Source organism: Streptomyces sp. NPDC007856, from assembly GCF_042868225.1.
Lineage (GTDB): Bacteria > Actinomycetota > Actinomycetes > Streptomycetales > Streptomycetaceae > Streptomyces.
The window spans coordinates 1-17,500 of record NZ_JBIAEC010000048.1 but is presented as its reverse complement, the minus strand read 5'-3'; the positions used below and the strand labels follow the sequence as shown (position 1 = coordinate 17,500).

20 protein-coding genes and 2 pseudogenes are annotated in these 17,500 nt (G+C 68.3%); 2 read left to right on the top strand and 20 right to left on the bottom strand.

The features are described from left to right. Positions 1–100: 100 nt before the first annotated feature. The 3 genes and pseudogenes from ACFYOH_RS43100 to ACFYOH_RS43090 all read right to left on the bottom strand — a co-directional run. Positions 101–413 (bottom strand): annotated as a pseudogene (locus tag ACFYOH_RS43100) (transposase); the annotation flags it as partial. 359 nt (positions 414–772) lie between these two features. Beyond that, on the bottom strand, positions 773–1,558 hold the full coding sequence (locus ACFYOH_RS43095) for a YbaB/EbfC family nucleoid-associated protein (RefSeq protein WP_388637387.1): 786 nt from the start codon (positions 1,556–1,558) through the stop codon (positions 773–775). A 677-nt stretch (positions 1,559–2,235) separates the two neighbouring features. Beyond that, positions 2,236–2,403: a GMC oxidoreductase gene (locus ACFYOH_RS43090; protein ID WP_388637384.1), complete on the bottom strand. Its 168-nt coding sequence runs from the start codon at positions 2,401–2,403 to the stop codon at positions 2,236–2,238. On the opposite strand from ACFYOH_RS43090, the pseudogene ACFYOH_RS43085 reads away from it, so the two are divergent. Together ACFYOH_RS43085 and ACFYOH_RS43080 are read left to right on the top strand one after the other, a co-directional pair. Continuing rightward, positions 2,403–2,821, top strand: a pseudogene (locus tag ACFYOH_RS43085) (transposase); the annotation flags it as partial. The gene ACFYOH_RS43090 and the pseudogene ACFYOH_RS43085 sit on opposite strands and share 1 nt — an antisense overlap. A 492-nt stretch (positions 2,822–3,313) precedes the next feature. Then, positions 3,314–3,715 carry a hypothetical protein gene (locus tag ACFYOH_RS43080; RefSeq protein WP_388637381.1) on the top strand — a complete coding sequence of 134 codons (402 nt, stop codon included), beginning with the start codon at positions 3,314–3,316 and terminating at the stop codon, positions 3,713–3,715. 53 nt (positions 3,716–3,768) lie between these two features. Here ACFYOH_RS43080 and ACFYOH_RS43075 read toward each other — a convergent pair whose 3' ends face one another. From ACFYOH_RS43075 to ACFYOH_RS42995, 17 genes are all read right to left on the bottom strand, one after another. Continuing rightward, entirely contained in the window at positions 3,769–5,058 is a 1,290-nt protein-coding gene (locus ACFYOH_RS43075; protein ID WP_388637378.1) for a helix-turn-helix domain-containing protein, read from the bottom strand. A gap of 74 nt (positions 5,059–5,132) precedes the next feature. Continuing rightward, on the bottom strand, positions 5,133–6,605 hold the full coding sequence (locus ACFYOH_RS43070) for a hypothetical protein (RefSeq protein WP_388637375.1): 1,473 nt from the start codon (positions 6,603–6,605) through the stop codon (positions 5,133–5,135). Between the two features lie 692 nt (positions 6,606–7,297). Next, on the bottom strand, positions 7,298–7,822 hold the full coding sequence (locus tag ACFYOH_RS43065; RefSeq protein WP_388637373.1) for a hypothetical protein: 525 nt from the start codon (positions 7,820–7,822) through the stop codon (positions 7,298–7,300). Positions 7,823–8,307: 485 nt separating this feature from the next. Continuing rightward, positions 8,308–9,429, bottom strand: a complete 1,122-nt coding sequence (locus tag ACFYOH_RS43060; RefSeq protein WP_388637370.1) for a hypothetical protein — start codon at positions 9,427–9,429, stop codon at positions 8,308–8,310. Next, complete coding sequence (locus ACFYOH_RS43055; RefSeq protein WP_388637368.1) at positions 9,422–10,324, bottom strand: ParA family protein; 903 nt, start codon at positions 10,322–10,324, stop codon at positions 9,422–9,424. The genes ACFYOH_RS43060 and ACFYOH_RS43055 overlap by 8 nt, the downstream gene beginning before the upstream one ends. A gap of 1,379 nt (positions 10,325–11,703) precedes the next feature. After that, positions 11,704–12,093, bottom strand: coding sequence for a hypothetical protein (locus ACFYOH_RS43050; RefSeq protein ID WP_388637365.1), 390 nt, complete (start codon positions 12,091–12,093; stop codon positions 11,704–11,706). 87 nt (positions 12,094–12,180) lie between these two features. Beyond that, entirely contained in the window at positions 12,181–12,582 is a 402-nt protein-coding gene (locus ACFYOH_RS43045; RefSeq protein WP_388637362.1) for an ATP-binding protein, read from the bottom strand. Positions 12,583–12,660: 78 nt separating this feature from the next. Then, positions 12,661–13,203: a hypothetical protein gene (locus ACFYOH_RS43040; RefSeq protein WP_388637359.1), complete on the bottom strand. Its 543-nt coding sequence runs from the start codon at positions 13,201–13,203 to the stop codon at positions 12,661–12,663. A 51-nt stretch (positions 13,204–13,254) separates the two neighbouring features. Beyond that, positions 13,255–13,443, bottom strand: coding sequence for a hypothetical protein (locus ACFYOH_RS43035; RefSeq protein ID WP_388637356.1), 189 nt, complete (start codon positions 13,441–13,443; stop codon positions 13,255–13,257). 511 nt (positions 13,444–13,954) lie between these two features. Continuing rightward, the gene (locus ACFYOH_RS43030; protein ID WP_388637354.1) at positions 13,955–14,539 is read right to left on the bottom strand and encodes a hypothetical protein; all 585 of its coding nucleotides are present in this window, start codon (positions 14,537–14,539) and stop codon (positions 13,955–13,957) included. Further along, the gene (locus ACFYOH_RS43025) at positions 14,536–14,826 is read right to left on the bottom strand and encodes a hypothetical protein (protein WP_388637352.1); all 291 of its coding nucleotides are present in this window, start codon (positions 14,824–14,826) and stop codon (positions 14,536–14,538) included. Before ACFYOH_RS43025 ends, ACFYOH_RS43030 begins: the two co-directional genes overlap by 4 nt. 15 nt (positions 14,827–14,841) lie before the next feature. Beyond that, entirely contained in the window at positions 14,842–15,231 is a 390-nt protein-coding gene (locus ACFYOH_RS43020) for a conjugal transfer protein (RefSeq protein ID WP_388637349.1), read from the bottom strand. A gap of 23 nt (positions 15,232–15,254) precedes the next feature. Then, positions 15,255–15,482, bottom strand: a complete 228-nt coding sequence (locus ACFYOH_RS43015; RefSeq protein WP_388637346.1) for a hypothetical protein — start codon at positions 15,480–15,482, stop codon at positions 15,255–15,257. Continuing rightward, positions 15,479–15,802, bottom strand: coding sequence for a hypothetical protein (locus tag ACFYOH_RS43010; RefSeq protein ID WP_388637343.1), 324 nt, complete (start codon positions 15,800–15,802; stop codon positions 15,479–15,481). The genes ACFYOH_RS43015 and ACFYOH_RS43010 overlap by 4 nt, the downstream gene beginning before the upstream one ends. A gap of 132 nt (positions 15,803–15,934) precedes the next feature. Further along, positions 15,935–16,201, bottom strand: coding sequence for a hypothetical protein (locus ACFYOH_RS43005; protein ID WP_388637341.1), 267 nt, complete (start codon positions 16,199–16,201; stop codon positions 15,935–15,937). A gap of 42 nt (positions 16,202–16,243) precedes the next feature. Beyond that, entirely contained in the window at positions 16,244–16,987 is a 744-nt protein-coding gene (locus ACFYOH_RS43000; RefSeq protein ID WP_388637338.1) for a hypothetical protein, read from the bottom strand. Beyond that, entirely contained in the window at positions 16,984–17,136 is a 153-nt protein-coding gene (locus tag ACFYOH_RS42995; RefSeq protein WP_388637335.1) for a hypothetical protein, read from the bottom strand. Before ACFYOH_RS42995 ends, ACFYOH_RS43000 begins: the two co-directional genes overlap by 4 nt. Positions 17,137–17,500 lie beyond the last annotated feature (364 nt).

The following is a 17,500-nucleotide window of genomic DNA, read 5'->3' as shown; positions in this document are numbered from 1 at the left end:
GCAGTGGCGACCACGCTGATAGGGTTCGTCCGCGGAGTCGTCCGCGGAGTCGTCCGCGGAGTCGTCCGCGGAGTCGTCCGCGGAGTCGTCCGCGGGGTCCTGTGAGGGCCTGTTCGGCGCGACGGCGTCGCTCCAGCAGCCAGTGCGGGAAGTAACTGCCGGTCCTGAGCTTTGGGGATGGCCAGTTCGACGGTGCCCGCCCGGATGCCCCAATCGGGCGGTCGATATCCGTTGCCGTGGTTGACTCACTCGTCGCTGACCTGGCCGTATTCGGCATTACAGAGGGCATCCGCCTCCGCGGACATGAGCGCGTCGGCGAACGTCTTGACCATCGCGCGCAGCAGATCGGGCCTCGCCGAGGCGAGGCTGTCTTCGGCGAGGGCGTGCAGGGGCAGACTGTCGGGTGCGGTCATCGTGCTGATCTCCTTCGAGCTTCGACACCTCGAAGATCAGCCGGTGGCCGTTCATCTATTGCGGGCCTCATCCCAACGCCGGAGCTCACTTCCCTGGACGCAACCCCGAGGGGTGCCTTGCGATGTTTCACCACATATCGCCCGCTGTTTTCCCGCGACTACTGTCGTGCCCCGTCGGGGCCGGAACGGCTCGGAGCTGCTCAGCGGAGAATCGCTCCTGACGCAGAATCTGACACTCCATCAGTAACGAAGTGCGTCTGACCGAACGCCGGCGGCGGCCACGGGACCGTCGGCACGACCGATGCCGTCCACCCGGTGCGTGGGCCGTTCGGCACCCCTACCCGGCCTGTTCGGTGCGGTCAGGTGGCGTCCACGGCTGCCGGACAATGGCCCCGTACCGCTGGCGCGTCCCGATGCAGGTACGCCGCAGCCATGCAGTGACGAACCGTGGAACCGCATATCGCGCCGCCCAACGCTATGACGGCGTTGCGGAGTTCGGCGGGCAGGGCAGGACTCTGTGAGACCGGGCGGGAAACCGGCTGATTCCTGCCCCACAGAGGCGTCTGAGGGTGCGGCCTCTCCGTCGTCTCACGCAATGTTGCCCTGTCGGGCACGACCGGCCGCCGTAGTGGCGAGGACATGACGGTGCCCTGGGTGCTCGAGGCGCCGGCGGTCACCATGCGAGCCTTCCACACCACGTCGCTCCAGCAGGTTTCCGATCGCCGACGCGTCAGGTGGTCGCGCACGTCCGGCCGGCCCGGTCCCTCCTGGACCGGCATCCGGCGGGCCGCGGCTCCTCTGTGCGGTCCGTTTCGGATCACAGGTGCCTCGAACACCGGCAACCGGGACTCCGTGGACTTCTTCAGAGCGGTGATACGGATGGCGGCCTCGGCACGAGCGGTCGCCAGGGCTTCCAGGATACTGGCGGACAGCTCGGCGTCCGACATCTCCTTGCACCTCTTGCTGATGTATCGAACCGTGGGCACTCCGCCGCCGACGCTCACGGTGGCCTCCACGGCGCCGTCCCTGGACTGCGCCGTCACCACGAGCGTCTCCATCTGCGCCCTCGCTCTGGTAAGGGCCCCGTACTGGTCGGCGAAATCAGCCAGAAGCTGCGCCAGACGTTCTACGGGTGATGCGTCCATCGTTCTCCCTCTACCGGCATGACCACCTGGGGTGGCATCACAACAGCCGCGGCGGCGGCCCGTACGCGCGATCGCCAGTGACAACCGCGCGTCGAAAGATCTTGCGCCCCCTCACCAGCCTTCTTCCCAAACGCCCGTCGGGCCGGCACGAGACGACACGAGCGGAAGGCCCCGCAGCGCCTACAGCCTCCCGCCATCAAAGACACGAGAGGACCGCCACCAATGGTTCACATTAGCTTTACAAACGGACCATAGTTCCATTACTGGCAGTGCGGGAACCTTGCTCGGCCGCGGCCGACCGTCGGACCTCTGGATGCCCGGCCTGCGTTCCCTCCCACCGCGGATGAGAGGGGATGCGGGCCCGGCAGCAGCCACGTGAGCCACTCCCCCATGGCGCCGAGACGGTGCGTATCGCCGACAAACGGCAAGCAGTTCGCGGCGGCGGGTGAAGCGAATCGAGTGCCTGAAGCCAGCAGTCGCCCTCACACCGGGGGAAGCGTAAGGGCCACCACCGTCCCCACCGCCGAGGCCAGCCAATGAACCCTCGGCGGTGGGAGTCTCTTTAAGGGCAACGAGTGCGGGGGGTCGCGAGGTTCATGGAGCGCAGGGAATCCGCCGCCCTGGATTCGTACCTCGCGGTCCACGGCGGCTTCCGCCCCGCCTCGAGCCGAGGCGAGTCAGCTGCTGCGCAGGACATCGACGGCTCTTTCGGCGATCGCGTACATGGTGGCACTGATGTTGCTGGACGAAATGAAAGGGATGACGGAGGCATCAGCCACACGCAGCGCGTCGAGTCCCCGGACGCGTAGCGAGGAGTCGACGACGGACACCTCGTCCTCGCCCATCGCACCCTCTTTCCCAGGTCCTGACCTCGATGCCGGGGGTCGCGATCAGGACCGCCGCAGTCCGCTGGTCACCGTCGGCGACGGCATCAGCTTCCCCAACGCCGCCCACCTCGCCTCCTACGCCGGACTCGCCTCGACAACGAAGTCCTCGGGGACCTCTATCCACGGCGAACACGCACCACGAGGCGGAAACCGGCAGCTCAAACGGGCCATGTTCCTCTCGACCTTCGCCGCTCTGCACGACCCCGCCTCCCGCACCTATTACGACAAATGCCGGGCCCGGGGAAAGACCCACACCCAAGCCCTCCTCCGCCTCGCCCGCCACCGCATCAGCGTGCTCTTCGCCATGCTCCGCGACGGCACCTTCTACGAACCACGAGTCCCCGAACCGGCCGTCGCATGCGCCGCTCAGGCTTGACGAATGGCATAGAGGCACCCCCCAGACCGGCGGGCTCAGGCTTGTTGAGCCAGGAGGCGAGCGTGGGGAGCGCCTCATCCTCGAGGGCGAACACCGCCTCTTGGAGGATGCGCCGCAGCCCATCCGGTGCGGTTTGCCGCTCGTGACCCATCCGTGGCCTTCTCCTTCGTGGTGCGGTGGTGCGCCGGTCATTCTGCCCTGAGCTGCCCGGGCGAGGCCGCGGATCAGGGAACCCCGGTACGGGAGGGGACCAGGCGGTGCCCCTGCGGGCTGCTGGCGTGGCAAAGGCCACGGTTGCTGTCGGCTGTCCCGCCGCCTCGCTTCCGGCGCGGGTGAGCTGCCGCCATCCGGGCGCCGTTCTTCCGCGACGCCGCCCGCCTCGCTACGGTGAGTGGTCGAGCTGCCACTTGTAGCATCTGCCGGGGACTTGGGAGCGTGCCGTGGTCAACCGTCGTCATGTGCTAACCCTGGGAGCGGGGGTTCGGCGCAGCGGTGCTGTTGCCCGGCGCCGCGGCCGAACGCCTCGCCCAGGCGCCGGGCCCCTACCTCGGCGATCTCGGTCCTCACCAGGTCCAGCTCTACCGGGTCGGGGTACACCACCTGCTCGGCCAGGACGCCTTGGCCGTGCGGATCGGCCGGCGAATCGATCCCCGGGCGTTGCCGAACAGCGAGCGCCGGGCCCGGCTGGGCACGGACACCGCCCGTGCGCTGCTGGCCCAAGCCGACTACGGCCAGGCCCTCGAGCAGCTGCTGGCCGTCGAAGCCGCCGCCCCGCAAGAGGCCGCACGCCCCTCGCTGCGGGCGCTGACGGCCGACCTCCTGGTGCGCCGCCCCCACCTGGTCGGGCTGCAGGACTTTGCCGCACGAACCGGCGCCGTGTCCCCCCTGCACTGATCGCCAGCGGGCACGCACGATCACGAATGCGGTACTGCCAAAGGCCATCCCGGTCACGCGCACACCGCCTCAGGGACGGTGCGCACCGGCACGGCTCCCTCCCCCAGCCATGCCGGTCGCGCCGGATCCGACAGGTCCCAGCCCCGCCAGGCCTCATCCAGCAACTCACCAGTGGCCTGGTCGACCACTCCCTCGGGCACCAGGCGCAGCGGCGGCCGCGCTCGGCGGCGGTCCTCTGCCTGCCGCCGCTGAAGGAACACCTGCCACAGCCGGTAGTTCTCCCGCTCCCGGCGATGGCGCTGCCGCCGCCGCTCCCCCAGGCCCTGGGTCCCGCGCCGGACAGCGGCCTGCTGCAACTGCTCCTGCTCCACCTGCACCCCGGCCCCCTCCGAACCAGCCAACCGACGTGCCAGGTAGTACCGCCCGTCCGCCTCCTCCACAAAACCGTCCTCCGCCAGCTTGACCAACCGCCGCCGCACCGTGGTGCGGTGGAGCCCCGTCGCCGCGGCCAGCACCGCCACCTCCGCGCCATCAACCGGATCCAAGCAGGCCAGCAGCCTCGCCCCCGAGGAGCCGTGCGCGTAGTGGTGGAACGCATCCTCGGCCATCACCGCATCCAGCGACCGCGTACTGCGCCAGCAGTCGTGCATTCCCGGGACACTCCCTGCCCCCCGCTCCCGTGCAGCTGGCAACTGTCCCGGCGCTGCACCATCACCGTTAGCAGGACCATCGGGGATCCGCAGCAGCCACCGGGAACCGGCGTTCTTCCCCGAGCCCACACCCAGCAGCCTCAGCCACCCGGCTTCCCGCAGCCGCGCGTTGCTCGACTCCACGGTGGAGCGGGCACACCCCATCAACTCGGCCAGCTGCCGGACGGAAACCTGGTGATCGAGCCCACCGGAGCGCTCCGCCAGCCGCAGCCGGGCCGTCAGGTTCTTCTCATCCACCCCGCCCTTGCTGCCCCACCAGGACGCCGCCTCGACAGCCTGACGGACCCGCTGCACCTCCACCACCGCATCGGTGCGGCAGGTGATCGGCTCGGAGGAGCCCACGAACCGCCGCGCCTTGGCCAGCATCTCGCTCAGCTTGCCCTCGGCGTACCGGTCCCCCTTGCGGGTGCGCAGCGATCGCGCCCACGCCCCGCCGGCCGTCGGCCGCAGCACCAGGGCCTCCCAGAACTGGCCGAAGGTCCACTCCCGGCCCGGCTGCGAGCACGCCACCGCCAACGCCATCGTCAGCCGGTACCCCGCCTCTCCTGCACTCCGCCCGGCATACCGGCCCTCTGCATCGCCCTCCAGCAACAGCCGACGAGCTCGCACCGACAACCCGGGCAGCACCTCCACCCACTGGCGCAGCCGCGGGCTCACCACCGGAGCAGACCTCCGCCGGTCGGCAGCCGAGGCCGTCTGCCCCCGCCTCACCGGTCCTCTCCCGACGCCCGCACCCAGATCTCGGCCCGGGCCTGCGCCGCGAGCAGCACCACCCAGCACACCCTGTCTTCCGACAGGCCCTCCCGGACGGCATCGGCACGCGCCCGCTTGGCCTGGGCACACGCATCGGCGGCCGCCTCACCGGCTGCGGCGATTTTCGGCCGCCCCTGCAGGCCGGCTCCCGCCGCGTCCATGGCCAAGGTCACCGCCTGGTCGACGGCGTGCTTCAGCCCGCACGGCCGACACCGGCCATCCAGTCCCCGGCCCGGTGCCCACGACCGGCAGTTCGGACACCGATCCGACCGCCACCCGCCCTCGACCACGCCCGCCGCCTCGCGAGACATCCTTGGCTCTGGCGGATGCCGGTCGGCCGACCGCGGTCGTTCAGCCGGCGCCGACGCGGCGGCCTCCAGCTGACACATCGCGCATGGCCACCCGCCCTCCAGGCACCCCGCACACGCCCCGGTGGCAACCGCTGCCTCCCTCTCCCGGGCGCGGCGGCGCTCCTCACGAACGGCCCGGTACTCCAGACACGGCTTGCCGCTCGCCCACAGCACGCCCTCCTCGCTCCCGGGGTCGTGGCATCCCCACCGCGGCGCGGCCACCTTCAGCAACCAGCCCTCCGGGCTGCGGATCTCCGAAGGGCTGGCCGCCACGAACCGGCGCTGCAGCCGCTCCCGCAGCCGCTCCGTCTCGATCCCCAGCGCCAACTGCGAGCTCAGCTCCCGCGCGAACCTCCGCTGCGCGTAGGTCCGGCTGCGCTCCAGCAGCCAGCGCACCGGCTCAGTGATCCACGCCATCCGCGCGCTGAACGTCAGCTCCGGCCCGTCGTAACCGCGGGAAGCACCAGCCGCTTCAGCCTGCGATCGGGGCCGAGGAGGAGTATGCCCATCCGCGCAAAGCGCGAGACCACCCGAACCCGACCCAACGTCGCCGGTCAGGCAACCAGGGTTATCGACAGGCGCCTCGCGCGACTTGACGCCAGCCTCGCCTACGGCGGGTTGAACAACCCTTTCTGCGTCCTCATCATGTCGGTCAATCTTGCTGTCTTCCGCATTCGCGAGGGATCCCTCACCAAACAGCGAGCCCGATCCCTCACCGACCCGGGAACAGGCCTCCGCATCGTCCCCTCCTGTCGGCGCCCCGCTGGTGGGATCGGCAGCCTTGCGAGTCTCCTTTTCGTGCCTCAGCGGCCGGTCCAGCACCACATACTCGTGGCGCCCCTGATACCCCGCCTGGCGCCGGACCAGCAGGAAACCAAGGGATTCGAGCGATTCGACGACCGCTCCCGCCGCCTCCGGGCCGACCGGCTTCCCCGCCCGCCTACCGCTGTGGTGGACCAGGATCTTCTCCAGCTCAGCCTCGGTCACCGGCCAGCCCGTCGCCTCCGCGTATACCAAGGCAGCCCATGCCCGAATCTGGCGCGGCTCCACCAGCACCTCCACCAAGGCGACCGGCACCCAAACGAACCGCTCCCCACGGCTCACCGGGCGAGGACGCCGAAGCGCCGTCGTCCCCATGCCGCCCGGCTTCGTGCGCCGCCGCCTTGACAACTCCACAACGCCGTCGACCGGATCCGGCACCGACTGGACACGAAGCCCCCGCTCAACCGAGGACGTACTCAACCTCAAGTACGCAGCGAGCCGCGCGACGCCAGCCGTGCAGCCCTCGGCCCGTAGCGCCAACGCCGCGACCTTCACGTACACCGAAACCGACACATCCGGCACCGCACGAGAGCTGCCCGGGTGCCAAGGAACCTTCACCCACCCTCGACGCTCCAGCAGCTCGCGGAATCCCGAGCCGCTGGGCTCGAAGGACGACCGCCGAGACACCCGACCCCGAGGAGAGGACAAACCTTGCGAACAGGACGAACTTTGCTGATTCTGCTGAGATGTGGGCTGCGTCTCGATATCAGGCAGCACGAGACCAGCCCCAGGAGTGGCAGCTATGATCTGCTCCAGGAGCTAGAGACCGGAAAGAGACAAAACGGAACTAGCCGCTCGACACGGTGAGAGGTGGCAGAGCGGTTTCCGCAGTTCAGTTGAGGCTGGTCGTGATCGGTCTCCTTCCTGAGTGGGCGTTCGCCGAGCGCCGGCGGGCTGGTGCGGTTCGGCCTCCTACCTCCTGACCGCACCGCCTGACCAGCGAGCTTCTAGCGGGACGCTCCCCGTCGTGCCGCGGCTCCACGTCGAGGGGCACTCTTCGGGGTCTTGGCGAGCACCGAGGGGAGCTCGTCGATCCAGCGTCCGATCGGCATGCGCAACGCCATCTGCGCATCAAGGGGAGCGGGTTCTTCTCCAGCCGGGTCCGAGGCCTCCAACTGGGCACGCTCAAGGCGGCTGTTGACGACGTGGACAGCATTCGGCAGCACGTACAGCGTTGTCTCTGCGGTCGTGCGCTGATCAGTAACCGCGTCTCGTGCGGCGTTGAGAGCGGCGATCTGCCACGTATCGAGATCATGTTTGACTGACCGCTGCCGGGGCTTATCCGGCCAGACGAACTGGGACAGTACTCGGTAGACCTTGACCACGATGACGTCGGCGGCGAAGCACGGTTCGCTAAGTACGCCTATGTCGATGGCGCGGTAGACCCAGTTCTTGCTGACTCCAGCAGCGACCGCGACAGCGTTGGCGCTGAGAACCACCCTCGGCGGCATCGACAGGCTCCCGTATTCCAATTGCGAGTTCTTGGCCGGAAGCCTACAGGAATGAACCTCACGATTGCCCTGTCAGGGACATCATTGCTTGTCTTGGTGAGGCCAACTGCCCGTATATCCGTAGTAGCCTGAACCGGCATCCGTGAAGTCACATCGGAATCCTGAAGATCACCCGAATCGGTAGCACTATCGGTGCGGATATAAGTATTTCTATCGGCATAACCCCAGGTCGCAAGCCTGGAATGATCGTCGATTCACGAGTCTTGTGCGCTGCAGCACTGGCCGCCCGGGGTGCCGAGATGAACGAGTAAATGCCATCGTCCGAGCGACTGGGGCCAAGGCGTCCGGAAAGTGGAAAATAAATGGCCCCACTATTCAGCGGGGCTCGAAAGAAGAAATGTTGCTGCGACCTCACACCTACGGCGTGTCGGTAGGTGCCGTTGGATCGAGTTGTAGGTCGCCGTGGTCGGGTGGAGCCTCGCCCACCCGACCACTAGGCGGGGTGACTACAGCAGCGGAGGAAGCTCTGGGCGGAGCAGAGGGCCCTCCTCGTCCAGCTTCCGTAGGAGCTGGACGACCAGAGCGGAGACCACATAGAGGCCCTTGCGTGCGTAGTCAGCCTCATCGAGCAAAGCCTTCATTTCGGAGGCGTTGGCACGGGCGACTGGTCCCAAGCGGAAGGTCGACTTCTTGCCGCTTCCGAGGTATCCCATGCGTTGGTCTGAGAGCTTTTGGTAGAGATCGATGAGTGCGTCGGCGTCCATCGGAGCGTTGCGGAACACCACGTCCATGTAGTGACCAGCAGCGAGTTCCGGGTTGCCGGCAGACCGGCGATCTTGGGCGATCCGGGCGCGAAGAGCATCCCAGACCTCTGGGACCATGTTCGCTCCGTGGGTGGCCCACTTCTTCGAGTTGGTCCGGGAGTCGGCGAAGGATGCGTGCAACTCGAGAAGGGTAGGGCTTTGCTTCGTGGAGGGCTTAGGAGTCCCGCGCTGCTTAGCGGCAGGCCTGGGGCTCTTCTCGGTTCCCTGGACCTCGCTGTCTGTCGCATGGTCGACGCGGCGGGCGGTGTCCCGTCCCCCCGACTCATCGATTGGCACTTCAGCGTCGGTCTTCTCGGCCGGGGTGGCACCGGTGCCGACCGGGGCAGGCGCCGCGTGCCCGGTGCCTTTTGCTTCTGTCCCGGGATCTGCCTGGGTCTCTTCAGGTCCGGTCGCCTTATCTACCGGGGCGGGAGGCAGGCTGTTCGGTGAGGCGGGAAGCACGGCGTCGGGCTGCTCCCCGCGTGCTGGCGGAATCTCACGCAGGTCGTCGGGCACCGCAGGCTTGACACGTGTGGAGCTCTGCCCGGTCTCAGAGGCAACTCCTCGGCTAGCTGCCGAAGGCTCTGCCGTCTGGCCGGAGGCGCGATCGGCCATGGCGGACCGGGGAGTTGACGGGGAAGCAGCGTTGCGGTCCGAGACGGTGCCGAGAAATCCTGCATCCGCCACCTCCTCGGCCTGCGCGACCAAGGTTGCTGCCATCGCAGTGTTGCGAGCAGGCGGCCTACGTCGGCGTACTCCAACGAAGGCCCCGGCCTCCTTACCGTCGGCGTCGCTCCGCTTTGCGGGTGCGTCGTCGCTAGACACGGGCGTTCTCCTTAACCTGGCCGTTCAGCACCTCTTCAACGCTTGGAGCGAGGGTCCACTCGCTCTCGGGCGTGTCCAGGCGGTCGAGGAACTCCTGGAGGAACTTGGCGTAGCGCTTGCCGGGAGCATGGCGTGCGAAGCCGAGGACAGCAGGCACGCCGCTGGCGTAGCTCCGAGAGATTCGGGTGTCCTCGCGGATGTCGGTGGCGAAGGGAAGCAGCCCAGTGTCGAGCATGAGGTCGCGGACCTCCATCTCTTCCTGAGACCACTCAGTTGGCGGCTTGGACATGTTGAGAACCGCGCCAAGGTACTTGGGGTCTGCCTTTCCACCCGTCCGGTCCTTGACGTGCCGGATCGTCGAGCGCATGGCCACTGCGCCTTCGACGGTGGCGTGCTTGGGCAGGCAGAGGGTAAGAGCGTAGTCGCTTGCTGCGAGAGCTACGCCGTTGAGAGCCTCAACAGCTGGTGGCGTGTCGAAGACGGCGTAGTCGAAAAGATCATCGATCTCTTCGAGCAGCTCGCGGAGCGCGTGAACGCGCTCCTTGCCAGCCGCATGAAGGATGTGTTGGGCGTTCGCCATCGTGTGCTGCTCTGAGGCGAGCAGGAACAGCTGCCCCGCCCCCTTCCACTTGGCGAGCAACTCAGTGCGATCGATGAGGACGTCGCGCACAGACGTGGGCACGCCCTGGCCAGCCATCTGGAGCTTCAGGCCGAGGGACTTCTCCAAATCCGTCTTCCCCAGGCGAACACCGAGGGCCTGGCCGGCCTGGGCCTGGGGCTCGATGTCTGCTACTAGGACTCGGGCACCAGTGAGAGCCAGACCGGCCGCCAGGTTCACGGTCGTCGTGGTCTTCCCAGGTCCGCCCTTTTGGCTCGCGACGGCGATCTTCTCCACAGGACCAACTCTCCTCGGCCTGACATTTTGAGTCGAACACCCTTGAAGGAGATAGGTTGTCCGGTTTCGAGCGCTCATCCGGCTTGTGTCGCGCGAACGAGGTTCCTGTCAGGGAAGTCATTCAACGAGAGAGACGATAACAGGTGTGGCTTCCGGTGTGTCGGACCGGCGCGTCGTTGCTGGACGAGTCCGTGATTGGCGATCAAGCAGCACCTCTGATGGCGGAGTGGGGTCGTTGCGCGGAGCGGACGGCTCGTCCTTGGGTTGGTAGTAGACCAGGTTTGACTACCTAAGCGCGCGCTGAGCGATGTCAGGCTAGGTAGCACATTAGCTGGCATGAAAGCACGGAATTATCTAAGGAAGCGTGCAGGTAGCGACGTACGCAGAGTTGGCAACTAACCCGCAGGTAAGCAAGCTACTTCCCCCTTAAGCAATTCCTATCGGAGTTTCTCAAGTGCGGTAGCAGGCAGGGTGTTAGTACTGGCTAAAGATGCTTTCAGCCGCTGCAAGGCAAGTTGACCCGTAAGTTGTCTAGAGCGCTAAGTGGCTGCCAAGCTAGGTGGTTAAACCTACCAAACGTATGCACCCAAGTAGGTCCGCTCTAAAGCAGGCAAGGGAGTAAATAGGTAAGTGAGAAGACTAAGTAAGAAGCAACATTGAAAGATCGGCTGGAAGGAGTTATCTACTTTTGGAGAGTCTGACGCAAGGAAGAATACTAACTAGCAGGATCGGTAGACCGGTGAGTGAAGATATCTATAGGAGGATGGGTAGTCATTGTCACAGCTATTGACAAGAGGATAGTTAGGTCAATACTCATCGGGCTTGCCATAAGGATCATCAACTAGCTAGATATCGGTCTTTCAATATGGCTGTCTATGGTGATAGCTATCGGTATAATGCCAGGTCAGGGGCCTTTTGATCGGTTCCATTGGCTCCCGACTGCGCGCTCGTAAGCGACGTCGCCCTCCTTCAACCTGGCGCCGCCTACAGTCTCAGGGTGCGGTGAGGGCGGAGAGAATCAGGGCCCGAAGACAATGCGGGATTTACCAGTGGCCTCCCCGGTTCAGGAGCAGGGCCGTTGCTGTGTAGCGGCGAGTGCGAAGCCGGCGAAGACTCCTCCGAGGACGGCGGCCCAGCTGAACCAGCCGAGGAGGGCCCCGACGGCGAGGGTGAGTTTCACGTCGCCCCATCCCATCCCATCCCATCCCATCCCATCCCATCCCATCCCATCCCATGCCAGCCAAGGCGAGGGCCAGGTAGACGGCGGAAACTGCGGCGCGCCAGAAGCTGCCGTGTTGGTCCGGCCAGTTCGCCGACAGCGAGGAGAAGCAGAGTTCCGGCCGAGGCTGGGAGCGCCAGCGCGTTCGGGAGCCGGTGTTCTACTTCACCGAGTAGGCGCTGATGGGCAGGGTGTGGGAGTCGGTGACATTGAAGACACCCAGCACGCCGCCCTCGTTGGGCAGCTGCTTGCGCAGATCGTCGGCCTGGGCTTCCAGCAGCGCTTGTTGCGTCGGCTTCGACAGCGTCTCCTGCGCCTCCTCCATGAACTTCTGGGCCTGCTCGACCTCCGCCGGTGTCGGCGTGCTCAGCCCGCCAGTGTTCGGGGCGCTGGAGGTGGAGCTCGGCGACGGGGAGGGGGCGGCCTGGGCGGGCAGCGAGGTGAGCAGGGTCAGGGTGGTGGCGGCGCGGCCGGCGAACAGCATTGCCATGCGCAGCCGGGCGCTGCCCAGGGTGTGCAGCCGGATCCGCCAGAGCCTGAGCGCGTTCATGCGGCGCTCCGGTAGTCGCTGGGTGTGGTGTGGATGGTGCGGGCGCCAGGGCGCGGGTGGTCTGCCGGAACATCAGCCGGTGCGGGATCAGCCCGCGGATGATCTGGCCCTTCTCGGAGCCGGCGGGGCCGATTTCGTCCGGGTCGTGGCATCCGACGTACGCGGCGGCAGGACGGCCTCGACCGCTTCCGACAGGGCCACGCCCTCGAGATCCATCGGCTTGACGCCGAGCAGCAGGGTCAGGAAGGACTCGCAGAATCGGGCGGCGATCTTCGGGCTGTTGGCGTTGAACAGCCGCAGCGGGTCCAGGGAGACCTCGGCCTGCTGGTCGATGCGGATGACCTGGGTGGTGCCCGGGCAGGCCTTCGCGAAGCGCACCCACTCTTCCTCCTTGGTGCGGTCCACGATGACCGCACGGCCGCGCGAGCCTGGCTTGCCGATCTGGTGGCCGCGGGCGAGGACGTTGTAGACGGCCGTCTTCAGCCCCACGGACTTAGACGCACTCGCGTTCTCCCGGGGACCACGGGCGGGGTCGACGAGCACGGGGCGGGCGCCGCCGGAGGCGAGCTACAGCCCGAACAGCCCTCCGCGGTCATCCCCGAGCGCGCTGCCGCACCATGGCATCGCCAGGGCGACGTCGTGCGCGCGGAGGGTCTGGGCGTAGCCGGTCATCACCCTCGGCGTGCGGCAGCCGGGCAGCATGGCCCGCCACAAGTTGGCCTGCTCCCCCACCGGCCGGGCGAAGGTGTAGTCGGTGGCGCCGAAGTCGTGGGCGAGAGAGGCCGCCCGGTTTTGTACGTCGTCGAGGCTGGCTCCCCACACGGCGAGCGTGACCATCGCCTGGATCTCCACTTCCCGTTCCGAGGAGGAGATCCGTTCGCGAAATTCGTCGTTGTCGGCCTGGTTCTTGGCGATCGAGGCGGGCGGCCCGGCCGGGTCGCCCTCGTACTCGGCGGCTTGGGCCCGCAGATGCCGTGCGCGCCGGCGGCTCTTGGCTTCCGCCTTGCGGCCCGGGGCGATGACCAGGCGGGCCGCCCAGTCCACCGGATACGCCAGGTCGTCCAGTTGCTGCAGGGAGGCGGCGCCGGGCAGCGCGAACGCCTCCGGCATCTCCGACAGGGCCAGCAGCCCCTGCTAGGAGTCGCCCCACTCGCTGGAGACCTACAGGTACCGGCGCTGGAACGGGTTGCCCGGCGCGATACGGCGGGTGTGGAAGTCGGTGCCGCCCTCGGCGAGCAGGACCTCCCCCAGCGCGGCGACGGTGCGGCCGCGGCCGCGCACGGCCGGCTCCGTGCCGTCCGGCAAGAACGGCTCGGCCAGCCCCGGCGCGCACTGTGCCCGTAGATCCACAGGATCTCGGCCTCCGTCGCGGGCCGCATCGTGACCCCGGTGGGCCAGCGGGCCTGCATCCGCTCGGCCTGCGCTGTCCGCTCGTTGAACTCCATGATGCTGATGGGGGCGGGCATCAGGCCCAGCGCCGTGGACACCTCCGCCCGCGCGGCGCGGAACGCGGCGGCGAGCATGTCCCTCTGGGAGGTGGCCGGCAGTGGCACGGCCAGCCAGTGGTCCAGCACAGGTGGCCGAGCTGCTCGTAGCGGGGGCTGCACGCGAGGTCGACGTCGGCGACCATCGCGTGGACGAGGGCGATCGGGTCGACCTGCGGGCACAGGCTCAGCAGCATCGGCTCACCGCTCAATGACTTGAACAACGACTCCAGTGCCTTCAGCCGGCGCTTCTTGGCGGCCTGGGTGGGAGTAGTTGGCGGCCGCCACCCGCCACACCGCCCAGACGGGTGCCGGACGTGGTGAAGATCAAGTTTATGGCGAGGTGCCGGATCGGTAGACGTATCAGTTCTCCGTCATCAATCTCGTGCCGTGCGGCGGGCGAGCAGGGCCTGCACTCCCGACGCCATCGGTGCCGGAACGGGCTTGGGTGCCGGGCGCCTCGGCGCCGGTTCTGGGTTCGGCTGGGCTGTGCGAGGGGTGCGGTTCGGCACCTGGTCGCGGGCCACCGGCGCGGGGTGGTTGGCGAGTTCGGGATGGGCAGGGTCGCTCGGGGCGCGTCGTGTGCGGGCCGGGCGGGTCGGAAGGGCCGGCCGTGGATGTGTGTGTGGGGCGAGCATCATCACGACGCTGGCGGCGGCCGCGGCCGGATTACGGCCGTCGATGTGCAGGTGCCGCATGCCGAACGCCGCCCCGATCGGCACCGCGGACAGCACGACGACGTACGCCGGCCCGTGCCCGCCCCAGAGGGGCCGGGTCAGGATCAGCAGCCTCACCGAGATGACGATCGCGGCGAGCTGGGTGAGGGTGTACGGGCCGCCCGGGAGGCGGAGGTTGGGCCCGCAGTTGACGCTGCGGATGACACCGTGGACCAGCGGCGCGCGGCAGGCTTTGGTGTAGCAGCGGCCGACCAGCTCTTCGTCGATGCTCTCGGCCGTGTTCACCGGTCACCCTGCAGGACCGTGCTGTTGCTACCGCCGTTGTTGTACTGGTTGATGGTGTCGCTGGTGACCTGGGCCGTCGTGCTGATGCTCGGGGACAGGCCGACCATGATCCCGGCGAAGATCGCCGCCATGATGGTCGGGCCGGGTGCCCGGGTCTTGAAGCCGACGACGAAGATGAACACCTTGGCCAGCACTGGAATGGCCACCTTGAAGATCAAGGTCTTGATGTCGGCGCCGAGGCCGGTGTCGATGGTGATCCAGTCGTCGGTGAGGATCACGGACTGCATGCTGTGCTCCTTCGGTCAGGGAGTGGGGGCTGGGCTGGAGACGGCCGGCTGCGCGGGCAGGGCTGGGGACGGGACGCCGTCGAGGGCGGCGATCTCCCAGCGGCCGGCGCGGGCTTTGAGGGTGAGCGCGTAGGTGAGCGGGACGCGGACCGTGTCGTGGCCGGTGGCACGGACGGTGACGACCAGTCGGGTGCGGGTGTCGTCCTTGGGCACTGCCGTGGCCCGCTCCGACGACTGGTCCTGCTCGATCTGCATCTGGTCGGCCGAGACGCTCGTGTACGACGCAGGCCTGATCGCGGTGAGGCGCGTGCCGGGAGCGAGGTAGCGGTCCAGCCCCTCCCCGGAGTTGGTCAGGTAGGCGCTGAGGAACGCGACCACGGTCTGGATACGCGGGTCCGACGGCACGGCCGGCTGCACCGGCCCGTAGATCAGCTGCGGCGTCTTGATCCACGGGGCGCGGTGACCTCGGCCGGCATCGACAGCGCCACGTAGCCGGTCGCCCCTTGACCGGCTGGCCCGAAGGCGACGGGCACCTGGAAGTAGTGGACGCTGTCGGCCGCCGCGGCGGCGGTCGGTTGTGAGTCACCGGCTGCATCGGCCGTGGTCTTCTTCGCGGCCGGAGCGGTATCGGAGACGATGCGGGTCGCGACGGTCACCGACCGCACGTCGGGATCGGTCTGCCGCAGCCACACGAGGGTGAGCTGCTCGCCGTGGCGCTGGTTCGGCTCACCTCGAGCTGCATGTCGGCGGCAGCCGGGTAGTAGGCGGCGAGCTTGTCCTGGTCGCCCTCCCCCGCCCGCAGGTGCTGCGCGACGAATAGGGTCGCGAAGCCGGCCGCGCCCTGGGAGCCGGTGGCGGTCGGTGCGCTCGCCGTCACCGACGGCTGGGCCGGGCTGGCAGCGGAGGTGCGGGCGAAGGCAGTGGCGCCGAGGACTGGGCCGAGGACGAGGAGGCCCCAGGCCGCCCAGCGCAGCACGGCGGTGGTGTTGGCGCGCGCCGGTCGACCAGCCGCCGATGTAGTTGTCGGACCGCTCGTCGATGTCCCACTCCTCCCTTGCGGCCGCAGACTCGACGGGGGCTTGGTTGGCCGGGCGGCGGGTGAAGTGCTTCATGCCGCGCCTCCGGTCGGCAGCAGGTTGTGGCCGGCCAGCTCGGCGATCCGGGTGCGCAGTTCGGCCTCTGGGCGCCGGCGCAGCACCTCCAGCGAGGCAAGGACCTGGGGGGCGTCGTCGGCGAGGAAGTCACGCAGCCGGTCGTGGGTGGTGGTGTCGAAGGGCGTGGCGACGAGGGCGGCGCCCAGGCCGATCAGCAGCCGCTGGGCGCGGGTGACGCGCTCTTCGTCCTCGTCCAGCCGGGTCCTCGTACGGGCGGTCATGCAGGTCTCCGTCTCTGTCGAAAATCGGGCGCGGGCTGGTGGTCATGCGGCGGGGCGCAGATGGGACTTGAGCCGGTCGACGGCGCGGCTGCGGCGGCGCCTCCAGGCGGCAGCGGTGGTGCCGGCGCGGTGCGCGGCCTGCGCGTCGGGGACGGGGCTGGTGGTGTAGTGCCAGGCGATGGCCTGGCCGTCGGCCCGGCTGATCGAGCCGTGTTCCATCGCCTCCAGCACGAGTTCGAGGAGTTCCAGGCGCGCGTTGCTGGCCTCTGCCTCGCAGGCGGCTGGCTCGGTGGTGAGGCCGGCGGCGTATGCGGCAGCGCGGATCGCGGCGGCGTGGGCCTGCGCGGCCGGACCGGGTGCCGGGTCGGTGAGGTGCTCGGCGGCGGTCAGGTCCTCGCTGGCCTCCTCACGGTCGGCGGCGAGTTCGCGGCAGACCCGGCTGAGCGTGTCCAGGGCGAGGTTCGCGGCGGGCGGGCCGGGCCGGGTGCGGATGCGGCCGGAGCGGGCGACCTCGAACAGGGCGGCGATCACCATGTGCCCGACGTCGTCCCACGTGCGTCCGCCGGTCCCCCGCACCTGTCCGCGCGTCATGCGCACGGCGGCCGGAAGCATGGCCTGCACGATGATCCGCGCGGCGAGCGTGGCCGATCGGTCATGACCGGTTGCACGGGCCAGAAGATTGCGCAGCACCGCATCGGTCAAAGCGTCGGACGGGACACCGCGGCCCGGGCGCAGCGCGGCCAGCAGTTGGTCGGGGCCGAGGGCGCGCACCCAGGAATCGGTCACGGCCGCGACGTCGTCGGCAGGTGATCGGTCATCAGCCAGTCGGCCACCGCGGCCCGTACGGACGCGTCCTCGCACAGCTCCGCCCACTCCGCATCCAGGCAGGCGAAGATCTCGCGGGCGGTCGGGGTGGTATTGGGCAGATCGAGCACGGCACTGGCTCCTTTCGGATCTCGTGCCGTGAACTCTCCTCACCGAGGCGTGCCCGAAGGCTTGCCCAACCCCCAAAAAAAAGAGCAGGTGAGAGGCTTGCCCATTTCCGATCGGGCGGGGCACGCCCCGCTGGGCAAGCCGCCCCGCCAGGTGGGCAAGCCCGGGTGACCGGGCCGAGCAACCCCCACACCGGGCCAGCCACGCGATCGGCATGGCCGACGGGCTGAGCGCGCACCTACCAGCAGCCGCGGTCGAGCGTCCTCGAGGCGATGGTGTCCCCTTTCGTGGTGTTGGCGATCAATCGGTAGGCGTGTTCGGGTTGTTGGGTAGCGCGGGGGCGCTTTCGGGGCGTTCGCGGTAGAG

Excerpts from the sequence above, each read along its gene's own strand:
- ACFYOH_RS43095 (WP_388637387.1), bottom strand. The coding sequence starts at position 1,558 with ATGGACGCATCACCCGTAGAACGTCTGGCGCAGCTTCTGGCTGATTTC.
- ACFYOH_RS43090 (WP_388637384.1), bottom strand. The coding sequence starts at position 2,403 with ATGGGCGAGGACGAGGTGTCCGTCGTCGACTCCTCGCTACGCGTCCGG.
- ACFYOH_RS43050 (WP_388637365.1), bottom strand. The coding sequence starts at position 12,093 with ATGAACGCGCTCAGGCTCTGGCGGATCCGGCTGCACACCCTGGGCAGC.
- ACFYOH_RS43040 (WP_388637359.1), bottom strand. The coding sequence starts at position 13,203 with ATGCCGGAGGCGTTCGCGCTGCCCGGCGCCGCCTCCCTGCAGCAACTG.
- ACFYOH_RS43025 (WP_388637352.1), bottom strand. The coding sequence starts at position 14,826 with ATGCAGTCCGTGATCCTCACCGACGACTGGATCACCATCGACACCGGC.
- ACFYOH_RS43005 (WP_388637341.1), bottom strand. The coding sequence starts at position 16,201 with ATGACCGCCCGTACGAGGACCCGGCTGGACGAGGACGAAGAGCGCGTC.